This is a genomic window from Bacillus sp. C28GYM-DRY-1 (assembly GCF_030519405.1).
Lineage (GTDB): Bacteria > Bacillota > Bacilli > Bacillales > Bacillaceae > Bacillus > Bacillus spizizenii_A.
On sequence record NZ_JAUMKF010000038.1, the window covers coordinates 1 to 10,626 of the forward strand.

The 10,626-nt window shown below is 45.7% G+C and carries 13 protein-coding genes; 7 read left to right on the forward strand and 6 right to left on the reverse strand.

Features of this window, described 5'->3' with window-relative positions; all coding sequences use genetic code 11:
* Positions 1–142 precede the first annotated feature (142 nt).
* A complete protein-coding gene (locus Q3W56_RS20280) occupies positions 143–820 on the reverse strand; it encodes a CidB/LrgB family autolysis modulator (RefSeq protein WP_302896675.1) in 678 nt (225 codons plus the stop codon).
* Positions 802–1,188 carry a CidA/LrgA family holin-like protein gene (locus Q3W56_RS20285; protein ID WP_015714922.1) on the reverse strand — a complete coding sequence of 129 codons (387 nt, stop codon included), beginning with the start codon at positions 1,186–1,188 and terminating at the stop codon, positions 802–804. Before Q3W56_RS20285 ends, Q3W56_RS20280 begins: the two co-directional genes overlap by 19 nt.
* Positions 1,189–1,294: 106 nt before the next feature.
* On the opposite strand from Q3W56_RS20285, the gene cidR reads away from it, so the two are divergent.
* Genes cidR through thiE form a run of 3 tightly spaced genes read left to right on the forward strand, consistent with a single transcriptional unit; the run spans position 1,295 to position 3,691 of the window.
* Entirely contained in the window at positions 1,295–2,200 is a 906-nt protein-coding gene (gene cidR / locus Q3W56_RS20290; protein WP_019716147.1) for a cidABC operon transcriptional activator CidR, read from the forward strand.
* Positions 2,201–2,207: 7 nt separating this feature from the next.
* Positions 2,208–3,026, forward strand: coding sequence for a hydroxyethylthiazole kinase (gene thiM / locus Q3W56_RS20295; RefSeq protein ID WP_302896676.1), 819 nt, complete (start codon positions 2,208–2,210; stop codon positions 3,024–3,026).
* On the forward strand, positions 3,023–3,691 hold the full coding sequence (thiE, locus tag Q3W56_RS20300) for a thiamine phosphate synthase (protein ID WP_302896677.1): 669 nt from the start codon (positions 3,023–3,025) through the stop codon (positions 3,689–3,691). Before thiM ends, thiE begins: the two co-directional genes overlap by 4 nt.
* A gap of 126 nt (positions 3,692–3,817) precedes the next feature.
* On the opposite strand, the gene Q3W56_RS20305 is transcribed toward thiE, so the two are convergent.
* From Q3W56_RS20305 to slrA, 4 genes are all read right to left on the reverse strand, one after another.
* Positions 3,818–5,359, reverse strand: a complete 1,542-nt coding sequence (locus Q3W56_RS20305) for a solute symporter family protein (RefSeq protein WP_019716142.1) — start codon at positions 5,357–5,359, stop codon at positions 3,818–3,820.
* Positions 5,356–5,664: a DUF485 domain-containing protein gene (locus Q3W56_RS20310; protein ID WP_302896678.1), complete on the reverse strand. Its 309-nt coding sequence runs from the start codon at positions 5,662–5,664 to the stop codon at positions 5,356–5,358. The genes Q3W56_RS20305 and Q3W56_RS20310 overlap by 4 nt, the downstream gene beginning before the upstream one ends.
* A 112-nt stretch (positions 5,665–5,776) precedes the next feature.
* On the reverse strand, positions 5,777–5,998 hold the full coding sequence (locus Q3W56_RS20315) for a hypothetical protein (protein ID WP_268399688.1): 222 nt from the start codon (positions 5,996–5,998) through the stop codon (positions 5,777–5,779).
* A 108-nt stretch (positions 5,999–6,106) separates the two neighbouring features.
* Positions 6,107–6,265 carry a transcriptional regulator SlrA gene (gene slrA, locus Q3W56_RS20320; protein WP_019716140.1) on the reverse strand — a complete coding sequence of 53 codons (159 nt, stop codon included), beginning with the start codon at positions 6,263–6,265 and terminating at the stop codon, positions 6,107–6,109.
* Between the two features lie 352 nt (positions 6,266–6,617).
* On the opposite strand from slrA, the gene Q3W56_RS20325 reads away from it, so the two are divergent.
* From Q3W56_RS20325 to galT, 4 genes are all read left to right on the forward strand, one after another.
* On the forward strand, positions 6,618–7,289 hold the full coding sequence (locus tag Q3W56_RS20325) for a TetR/AcrR family transcriptional regulator (protein WP_302896679.1): 672 nt from the start codon (positions 6,618–6,620) through the stop codon (positions 7,287–7,289).
* Positions 7,290–7,306: 17 nt separating this feature from the next.
* On the forward strand, positions 7,307–7,690 hold the full coding sequence (locus Q3W56_RS20330; protein WP_019716138.1) for a GtrA family protein: 384 nt from the start codon (positions 7,307–7,309) through the stop codon (positions 7,688–7,690).
* Between the two features lie 84 nt (positions 7,691–7,774).
* A complete protein-coding gene (locus Q3W56_RS20335; RefSeq protein ID WP_019716137.1) occupies positions 7,775–8,947 on the forward strand; it encodes a galactokinase in 1,173 nt (390 codons plus the stop codon).
* A 3-nt stretch (positions 8,948–8,950) separates the two neighbouring features.
* Positions 8,951–10,492, forward strand: a complete 1,542-nt coding sequence (gene galT / locus Q3W56_RS20340) for a UDP-glucose--hexose-1-phosphate uridylyltransferase (protein WP_302896680.1) — start codon at positions 8,951–8,953, stop codon at positions 10,490–10,492.
* Positions 10,493–10,626 lie beyond the last annotated feature (134 nt).

The window sequence follows — 10,626 nt, forward strand, 5'->3', positions numbered from 1 at the left end:
CTTCAACCGGATAACTCACTCTTGTCCCCATAGAAAAAACACCTCCAAGTCTAATTTCGGATAACAATCATCCGTTTTCAAACTTGAAGGTGTTTTTTATTTGTCTCATCTTATGGGGTCAGTCCCGAGAGGACAGTTTTTCTTACATAAATGAAAGCAAAAAAGGCGCCGCGCAAAGCGTCATAATCGCAGCTAAGATCATCGATACGCTGGAAATCGTGCCGGACACAGAGCTGAGCTCAAATGCTTTTGACGTTCCCGCTCCGTGCGCGCTGGTACCGAGCAGCACGCCCCGCGCAATTTCGTTATCAATGCGGAAATAGCGGATGACCATCGGCCCGATCACTGTGCCTAACAAAGCGGTCAAAATCACAAACACGGCTGTGACGGCAGGCATTCCGCCGATCATTTCTGATACGTTCATAGCGATCGGTGTTGTCACTGATCTCGGGACGAGGCTGTCGATTAAGCCGGTGCCGAGGTGAAGCCATTTCGCAATAAGAGCGGTTGAAATAATCGCGATACATGAACCGACGGCCACGTTCAAAATAATTTCCAAGGCGTATTTCTTTAAAACAGGGAAATATTTATAAAGCGGGATCGCGAATGCCACGGTGGCCGGCTGAAGCATATCGGTCAGCAATCCGCCGCCGAGATTATAGGACTCGTACGGGACATTCACCAGCAGCAGCAGACCGACTAACACAGCGGGCGTCACTAATAGCGGCGACGTATAGACACGCGGAAAGCGTTGATATACCTTTTTTGCTCCTACATACACCAAAACCGTTAAAAACAAACTTACAATTCCGATGAACACGTATGTTTTTTCTCCTTTCTTTTTGCAATGATTTGTGTAAGCGTTCCTGTAGACACCATCACGACAAACGTGCTGATGATGACAACAAGCAGAATGCTGACACCAAATTTCGACATAATGTCTCCGTATTCAATCACTCCGACGGCAGACGGGATAAAAAATAAAAGCAGCTCCCCGAGAAGCCACGCAGCGCCAAGCTCTATCCATTCAAGCTTGATGATGTTAAAGTGTAATAATGTGAAGAGTATCACAATCCCGATTATACTGCCGGGAATATTTATATGAAGAAGGGCTGTCACCCAATTAATCAGCCGAGCAAATATAAATAACAGAGCGATTTGAATAACGGTTAGCAACAGTTTTTTCATATTGATGCCTCCCTTATATTCATATTGTACATAAAGTTTCTCTATAGGTAAAATATATATAAAGAATAATAAGTATTCCTTTTGTCTATAGAAAGAGGTGAAGCAGATGGATATCCGCCATTTAACATATTTCTTGGAAGTCGCCCGTTTAAAAAGCTTTACGAAGGCTTCCCAATCCCTTTATGTTTCTCAGCCGACGATATCAAAAATGATCAGAAATTTAGAAGAAGAACTCGGAATAGAACTATTTTACCGTAACGGCAGGCAGGTGGATCTGACTGATGCCGGCCAGAGCATGTATGTGCAGGCGCAAGAAATTATTAAATCATTTCAAAACCTGACGTCAGAATTAAATGATATTATGGAGGTCAAGAAAGGGCACGTACGGATTGGACTGCCGCCGATGATCGGATCGGGATTTTTCCCTAGAGTGCTCGGCGATTTCCGTGAAAACTATCCGAATATCACCTTTCAGCTAGTCGAAGACGGTTCTATAAAAGTCCAAGAAGGTGTCGGGGACGGTTCACTTGATATCGGCGTCGTCGTTCTTCCTGCAAACGAAGACATCTTTCATTCGTTTACAATTGTAAAAGAAACCTTAATGCTTGTCGTTCACCCTTCCCACCGGCTGGCAGATGAAAAAGAGTGCATGCTGCGTGAATTGAAGGACGAGCCTTTTATTTTCTTCAGGGAGGACTTTGTCCTGCACAATCGAATTATGACGGAATGTATCAAAGCTGGATTTCGGCCTCATATCATTTATGAAACCTCACAATGGGATTTTATCAGTGAGATGGTGTCAGCCAACCTTGGAATTGGGCTATTGCCGGAACGAATCTGCCGCGGACTTGACCCGGAAAAAGTGAAAGTCATTCCGCTTGTCGATCCGGTCATCCCTTGGCACCTCGCCATTATTTGGAGAAAGGACCGCTACTTGTCCTTTGCAGCCAGAGCCTGGCTCGAACATACGAAATCGTATTTATGGGACCCGAAAAAAGAGAGTAAAGGATGATGCAAACATGGATGCACAATCAGCAGCAAAACGTCTTACTGCTGTCCGCCAGCATAGCCCTCTGGTGCACAGCATAACCAATAACGTCGTAACGAATTTTACAGCAAACGGCCTGCTCGCCCTCGGCGCATCACCTGTTATGGCGTACGCGAAAGAAGAGGTCGCCGACATGGCGAAGATTGCAGGTGCACTTGTTTTAAATATCGGAACGCTGAGCAAGGAAGCAGTTGAAGCGATGATCATAGCGGGGAAGTCAGCCAATGAACATGGTGTTCCTGTCATTTTTGATCCTGTAGGAGCCGGAGCAACACCGTTCCGTACTCAATCTGCGCGTGACATCATTCGTGAGGTGCGCCTCTCCGTAATCAGAGGAAATGCTGCGGAAATTGCCCATACCGTCGGTGTGACCGATTGGCTGATCAAAGGTGTTGATGCGGGAGAAGACGGAGGAGACATCATCCGGCTGGCCCAGCAGGCGGCACAAGAGCTAAACACAGTCATTGCCATTACCGGCGAAGTGGATGTGATTGCCGACACGTCAAACGTATATACCCTTCATAACGGCCACAAGCTGCTGACGAAAGTGACAGGCGCCGGATGCCTGCTGACTTCTATTGTCGGTGCGTTTTGCGCTGTGGAAGAAAATCCTATGTTTGCGGCTATCACTGCCATTTCTTCGTATGGAGTCGCGGCTCAGCTTGCCGCACAGCAGACAGCTGAAAAGGGTCCGGGAAGCTTTCAAATTGAATTGCTGAACAAGCTTTCAACTATTACTGAACAAGACGTCCAAGAACTGGCGACAATAGAAAGGGTGACTGTCTCATGACACGTATTTCTCGGGAAATGATGAAAGAGTTATTATCTGTTTACTTCATAATGGGGTCAAACAATACGAAAGCCGATCCTGTCACGGTCGTACAAAAAGCGTTAAAAGGCGGCGCCACTCTGTACCAGTTTCGTGAAAAGGGCGGGGATTCGCTGACAGGAGAGGCGCGGATTGAATTTGCTAAAAGCGTGCAGGAAGCCTGCCGTGAAGCCGGTATTCCTTTCATTGTCAATGATGATGTGGAGTTGGCTCTGAGACTGAAGGCTGACGGTATCCATATCGGCCAGGAAGACGCCAACGCAAAAGAAGTAAGAGACGCTATAGGTGATATGATCCTTGGCGTTTCCACCCATACAATGTCTGAGGTGAAGCAAGCCGAAGAAGATGGCGCGGATTATGTCGGACTCGGGCCAATCTACCCGACAGAAACGAAAAAGGATACGAGGGCTGTACAAGGTGTATCTCTCATTGAAGCGGTCCGCCGCCAAGGCATCGATATTCCAATTGTGGGAATCGGCGGCATCACAATTGAAAATGCCGCACCTGTTATCCAAGCGGGGGCCGACGGTGTCAGTATGATCAGCGCCATTAGTCAGGCGGAGGATCCAGAGGATGCCGCACGCAAGTTTTATGAAGATATTCAAACGTATAAAAAGGGCAAATAAGTGTGATCCCATCTGAAGGCTGTCCTATAAAGGACAGCTCAGACTGTTGACAAAAATAGGTCGGATCTTTATAGTCCGACCTCAGCGTGTCGATGAAGCTCTCTATACAAGAGAGCTTTTTTACTTCTACTCCTGTTCCATATGAATGCCAGTATGTGCCTTCACCTGTATTTCCGCAAACGTCTCTTCATCAACTGTTTTATTTGAGGACAGCACCGTTCCGAGCCATGCACCGAGGAAGCCGAGCGGGATGGAAATAATGCCCGGATTAGAAAGTGGAATGAGCGGATCTCCGATAAATATAGCACCTCCGGACGGGTCCCACACACTAGGGCTCATCGATACAAGCACAAGCGCGCTGAACAGGCCTGTCAGGCTGCCCCACAAAGCGCCTGTAGCATTGAATTTCTTCCAGAAGACCGTAAACACAATCAAGGGGAGGTTTGCACTGGCCGCCACCGCAAAGGCAAGCGCGACAAGAAATGCGACATTTAAGGATTGTGCAAAAATCGCCAGGAGAATTGAGAGGACTGACACGGCGACAGAAGCCCATCTGGCCGCTTTCATCTGTTCTTTTTCAGTTGCTTCTCCTTTTCTAATAATCTGGCTGTAGATATCATGGGCAAATGCTGAAGCGGCAGATAGCACCAAGCCTGTCACCACTGCCAAAATCGTGGCAAAGGCGATGGCTGATACAAACGCGAACAGGAAATCTCCCCCGAGCGCTTTCGCTAAGAGCGGAGCCGCCATATTTCCCGCTTGATCAGCCGCCGTAATCGCGTCAGAACCGACAAACGCAGCGGCGCCAAAGCCGAGAAACACCGTCATAATATAAAACACACCGATAATCCATGTCGCTGACACAACAGATGTCCGGGCTGTCTTGGCATCCTTAACGGTATAGAATCGGATCAGAATATGCGGAAGCCCGGCAGTTCCCAGCACGAGTGCCAAGTTTAACGACAAGGTCTCAAGCGGCACTTTGTATTTATTTCCGGGGTTTAAGAAATCAGCGCCAAGCGGAGTGGCCGTTTTCATCTGCTCAAACATGGTATTAAGGTTAAATCCGAATTTCGAAAACACGATGATAGAAATCACGAGTGTGCCGGCCATCAGTAGAACAGCTTTAATGATTTGAACCCAGCTTGTCGCGATCATGCCGCCAAACACGACATAAATGGTCATCAGCACCCCGACGATGAGAACCGCCACGGTATAATCCAGCCCAAGCAGCAGTTTGATCAGCGCACCTGCCCCCACGAGCTGGGCGATCATATAAAAAGTAGAGATGGCGATGGTATTGAGTGCCGCGACGCCGCGGATTTTCTTTTCTTTAAATCGAGCCGCAATCATGTCTGCCATCGTGTACTTCCCAAGATTCCGAAGCGGTTCCGCCACGATGTACAAGACAACGAGATAAGCCACCAGAAAACCGATGCTGTAAAAGAATCCGTCAAATCCATATAACGCAATCATTCCGGCAATACCCAGAAACGAGGCTGCAGACATGTAGTCGCCGGCAATTGCCAGTCCATTCTGAACACCGGTGAGCCCGCCGCCCGCCGTATAAAACTCACTCGTCGTTTTCGTCTTCCTCGCGGCAAAATATGTGATGACAAGCGTCAGGCTGACAATTGCTAAAAATAATAGAAAAGCAGTCATATTCATGTCTGTTCACCCTTCAGTTCTTCATTTAAAGCGCTTACATAACGATCGAAATGAGCCGCCCTTCGGGAATACACCGTACTCAGGATCCAGGTCATGGCGAATTGGGCGATGGCAAACAGCCAAGCCCATGAAACAGCTCCAATGGCCGGTGCATTCAAAAAGGTGAAATAAGACGTCAAAACAGGAAGTGAAAAATAAAAGACAAGAAAGAAAATCGCAGAAGGAACAATAAAAGCGCGTTTCTGCTTTAAGAAAGCTTGAAAAGACGGCGTTGCAGCAATCTGTTTGTAATCAGCTTTGTACATGGCCTTCCTCCTTTTATTCGCAGAACGTAAGCAAAAAGGTACACCAATAAGTATGTACTGAAAGTCCGATTTATGCTGAATGACCTCTGGAGAATGAAAAGAGAAGGACGACTTAAAGAGGTGAACATAGCGGCATAAAGACAGGCGAAGGTTTTCCAGCTCGGCCGTGTATAAACGCGTTTGCTTTCAAAACCTCACCGAAAAGCAGTTTGTTCTCAGCAAAGCTGCAGTTTACCAGAGCCCGGTTAATAGATGTCCGCATCACCTCTTTATGACGATGCATGTGCCAAGAGGTGATCGCATCACCGGCTGTCTGTCTTATGTTAGCTGACACACCGTTTGTCCTCAAGCTCGGCGTAGCTATCGCTTTCGAATAGAGGATATGGTGAAAACTCAGATCAGATGATAGAAAAGCCAGAGGTAATAGATCCGCCTGTTCGGATTAGTCTTGGCGGACGGTTTTTTTGTGATTATTTTTTCTTAATGCTGACTCAGATTCTAAAAACTGCCTCACATCACGAATGCCTAACCCAATGGATCTAGCTTCTTGTATTAACATATGCCAATCTTTGTCCAAATCTTTTTTAACTTGAGTTTTCATAGTAACCTCCAATTGTATAAAATGTTTTCCTGCAACATGCGGGCAATAAAGACGAGCCGACGCGATGATGAGGCGAGTACAACAAATTTCACACATAGTTGCTCGGTGTTCACAAACTGAAGGAAAAACCACCTACCTATTTCCTAAAAAAAAAGACTAATATAGCCAATGAATCTTATTTATAATAATAAACAATTAAATACTGACTGGATAGTATGTAAATGAAAATAAATCATTCAGCCTATTAAAAATGACCTCAGGGGAACCGAATAGTACTAGCTTTCAAAGAAATAAATACCGCTAAAGATTGATCCATTGTAAGATAAGGGTAATCATTTTCCTGGAGAAAAATATGAAAAAAAACAAATTTCAAATAAAAAGAGAAGCAACATTTGAAAGTTTTATAGACGCTGGCTTAAATTTGTTGATTGACCGAGCGTATGATCCGGTTTCTATAGAGGATATCAGCAGGGCAGCCGGATACAGCAAAGGAGCGTTTTATGTTCATTTTGTCAGTAAGGATGATTTTCTGCAGCAACTTTTCGAAAGACGGCAGATGAAAAAAGAGATCATCATCGGGTATCTTGATCAAATGGAACAGGTCTCAGTGAAACCGCTGACATTGGACGAGGCTGCAAAACATGCAGCTGAGCTGCTTTATTCCTATTATATAAATAAGCCGTCGTGGGAGATTACCTCATTTGCCATGAATATGCCAACATACAAAGTCCTTCAGAAATGCAAGGCCTATGTCGGGCTATACGAATTATGGGTGGAAGAAAATGCGTTATATATTAAGTGGCTGAGGGAGAGAAACCTGATTGACGCCTGTATTGATCCGGAATATACGGCTAAAATAATATGTGCAGTGCTCGACGGAATCCTCAAACAATCGTATGTATTGGGTCAGCCCGCCACATTCCGCAGCTTTTTAGACGCATTCTCTGTTTTTTTTACTCTGGACAGTGAACACGTGAGCCCAAGAATTTTGAAAAGTTTTTCAGAAAGCGAGGAACATCAGTGAAGTATAGAGAAATGATTATGTATATCATAATGGGGGTTTTCACAACCATTGTAAACATCGCCAGCTTTTATATATTGGTAGAGATCATGAATATGGATTACAAAGCCGCTACTGTCGCCGCTTGGATATTGTCCGTGCTGTTTGCTTACATAACAAATAAATTATATGTATTTCAGCAAAAAACACATGACCTGCAGAGTCTGATAAAAGAGATCACTGCCTTTTTCAGCGTACGGGTCCTGTCTCTCGGCATAGATTTAGGCATGATGATCATTCTTGTCGGCCAGTTCAATACAAATGAAACCTTGGCCAAAATACTAGACAACGCGGTTATTGTTGTCGTTAATTATGTCGCAAGCAAATGGCTCGTCTTTAAAAAAACAAAAGAAGAAGGGGTATAACAGGGGACAGCAGCGTATGATCTACAGTTTTCAATGAAGAAATAAGGGGAAATAAAAAAATAAAACAATGAAAGGTGAGCGCACATGCGGGAAGAGCTAAAGGGGATATTTGCAAGTGTATTCGGAGAAAAAGAGGAGTTGCGGTTTTTTTTCGCACCTGGAAGAGTGAATCTGATTGGAGAACATACAGATTATAACGGCGGGCATGTGTTTCCGTGCGCGCTGACAATGGGTACATATGCTGCTGTTGCAGAAAGAAACGACGGGGTTGTCCGGATGTATTCAGACAACTTTAAAGACGCAGGGATCAAGGAATGCAGCCTAGACGATATCCGCTATCAAAAAGAAGATGATTGGGCGAACTATCCGAAAGGCGTCATGTATGAATTTCAGCAAAGGGGCTATTCAGTTCCCCATGGCTTTGACATTGTGTTTTCAGGGAATATTCCAAACGGAGCGGGACTGTCGTCATCCGCTTCTATTGAATTGCTGATGGGAGTCGTACTCCAAAGCTATTTTCATCCTGAAGTGGATGCGCTTGAGCTTGTAAAAATGGCTCAGCATGCGGAAAACACATTTATCGGTGTCAATTGCGGGATTATGGACCAATTTGCAATCGGAATGGGGAAAAAACACCATGCGATGCTGCTGAACTGTGACACGCTGGACTATGAATATAGCAAACTCGATGTCTCAGGCCTGGCGCTGGTTATCGCGAACACGAACAAAAAAAGGACATTGGCAGACTCAAGCTATAATACGAGACGCCAAGAGTGCCATGACGCCTTGCTTGACCTGCAAAAAGCACTTGATATTGCCTCCCTGGGCGACATCAAGCCCTCTGATTTCGACGAGCATTCCAGCTTAATTCAAACTGAAACGAACAGACGCCGGGCAAAGCACGCTGTATACGAAAATCACCGTGCTATCAAGACGGCTCATATGTTCAAGGAAAATAATGTAGATGAAATCGGGCGATTAATGAAGGAGTCGCACCTTTCACTGAAGGATGATTATGAAGTGACATGTCCTGAACTTGATGAGCTTGTGTTTGCGGCGTGGGACCACGAAGGTGTGATTGGCTCAAGAATGACGGGAGCGGGCTTCGGCGGCTGCACCATCAGCATTGTAAAAGATGCGTTTGTTGATGATTTTATCCAAAAGGTTGGAGACAGATATCAAGAAAAAACAGGGCTCAAAGCGGAATTTTATGTCGCTGATATTGGAGAGGGAGCGAGAGAGCTAAAGGGGGAATGACACATGAGTATTAGTGAACATCTGGAACAGCTGCTGGAGTATGGACTGGAACGAAAACTCATTTCGATTTGGGATCGGGAGTATACGAGAAACCGCCTTTATGAAGCGTTGGGCATCAAACATCCCGAGCCGGTCTCTCACACTAGCATCAAGCAGGCACAAAGCCTGCCGGACTTGCTTGCTCCTATTTACAAATGGGCTGCGGAAACCGGCCGGATGGAAGCGGATACAGACACATACCGTGACTTGCTCAGCGCAAAGCTGATGGGATGTTTTGTACCTGCTCCGTCCGAGGTCATACGCAAGTTTGAAGAAACAAAAGCATTATACGGCCCAAAACAGGCTACAAAGGAATTCTATCAATATTCGGAGGATGTCTATTATATCCGGTCTGACAGGATCGCCAAAAATGTTCATTGGACGGTGCCAACCGAATATGGCGAGTTGGAAATGACTATTAATCTATCAAAGCCCGAAAAGGATCCGAAAGCGATTGCAGCTGCAAAAGAGCAGGCGCAGACAAATTACCCAATGTGTTTGCTGTGTAAAGAAAATGTCGGGGTTGAGGGAAGCGTGAAGCATCCAGCCCGCCAAAATCACAGAATCATTCCAGTCATCCTTAAAGACGAAAAATGGTATTTGCAGTTTTCGCCATATGTCTATTATCCAGAGCATTGCATCGTCTTAAAGGGTGAGCATGAACCGATGGAGATCAGCAGAAAAACATTTGAAAGGCTGCTGTCATTTCTCGGGCAATATCCGCACTACTTTATTGGTTCAAACGCAGATTTGCCGATTGTCGGCGGCAGCATCCTAAGCCATGACCATTTCCAAGGCGGGGCACACGATTTTCCGATGGCGCAAGCAAAAGCAGAAGACGTTTATGAATTAAATGATTATCCCGGCGTGTCGCTGGGCTTAGTGAAGTGGCCGATGTCCGTGCTCAGGCTCCAAGGAGACAAGCCGGATCATGTCGCAGAAGCTGCTGATCATATATTCCGCACGTGGCAAACCTATTCCGATAAAAAATCCGGCATAGCCGCCTATACAGGCGATACGCCCCATAATACGGTCACTCCGATTGCGCGGCGCAGGGGAGACTTGTATGAACTCGATATCGTGCTGAGAAACAATCGGACGGATGAGGAGCATCCATTTGGAATATTTCATCCTCATCAGGAAGTTCACCATATTAAAAAAGAAAATATCGGCCTGATTGAGGTCATGGGATTGGCGATATTGCCGGGACGTTTACAGAAAGAAATGAAAGAAACGGCAGCGGCGCTTTGCTCTGCTGATCCGAAATCAGCTTTAGAACAAAATCCGCTCACAGCAAAACATAAGGAGTGGGCTCTTCGGATTACGGAAAAAAGAACGATAACAAAAGAGAATGCCGATCTAGTCATAAAAGAAGAGCTTGGACATGTGTTCGCGCGCATTCTTGAACACGCCGGTGTATTTAAACAGACAACGGAAGGAAAACAGGCCTTCAGCAGGTTTATCGACCATTTAGGCGTCAAACCAGTCAAAAGCCTCAACCGCTAGGGTTGAGGCTCAGCTTGTAGAGAAAACGATGTTTTTCTACAAGCTTTTTTTGTTTTACGCTGTTTTTTTGGATATTCAGCTGATTTCAAAAACAGAAAAAGAGCTCCCGCATACCTAGCTCCGCTTGGCTAGGT

Bases quoted from the DNA above. Each gene is read 5' to 3' on its own strand.
- Q3W56_RS20310 (WP_302896678.1), bottom strand. From the start codon at position 5,664: ATGTACAAAGCTGATTACAAACAGATTGCTGCAACGCCGTCTTTTCAA.
- slrA (WP_019716140.1), bottom strand. From the start codon at position 6,265: ATGAAAACTCAAGTTAAAAAAGATTTGGACAAAGATTGGCATATGTTA.
- Q3W56_RS20305 (WP_019716142.1), bottom strand. From the start codon at position 5,359: ATGAATATGACTGCTTTTCTATTATTTTTAGCAATTGTCAGCCTGACG.
- Q3W56_RS20335 (WP_019716137.1), top strand. From the start codon at position 7,775: ATGCGGGAAGAGCTAAAGGGGATATTTGCAAGTGTATTCGGAGAAAAA.
- cidR (WP_019716147.1), top strand. From the start codon at position 1,295: ATGGATATCCGCCATTTAACATATTTCTTGGAAGTCGCCCGTTTAAAA.
- Q3W56_RS20285 (WP_015714922.1), bottom strand. From the start codon at position 1,188: ATGAAAAAACTGTTGCTAACCGTTATTCAAATCGCTCTGTTATTTATA.
- thiE (WP_302896677.1), top strand. From the start codon at position 3,023: ATGACACGTATTTCTCGGGAAATGATGAAAGAGTTATTATCTGTTTAC.
- thiM (WP_302896676.1), top strand. From the start codon at position 2,208: ATGGATGCACAATCAGCAGCAAAACGTCTTACTGCTGTCCGCCAGCAT.
- galT (WP_302896680.1), top strand. From the start codon at position 8,951: ATGAGTATTAGTGAACATCTGGAACAGCTGCTGGAGTATGGACTGGAA.
- Q3W56_RS20330 (WP_019716138.1), top strand. From the start codon at position 7,307: ATGTATATCATAATGGGGGTTTTCACAACCATTGTAAACATCGCCAGC.
- Q3W56_RS20325 (WP_302896679.1), top strand. From the start codon at position 6,618: ATGAAAAAAAACAAATTTCAAATAAAAAGAGAAGCAACATTTGAAAGT.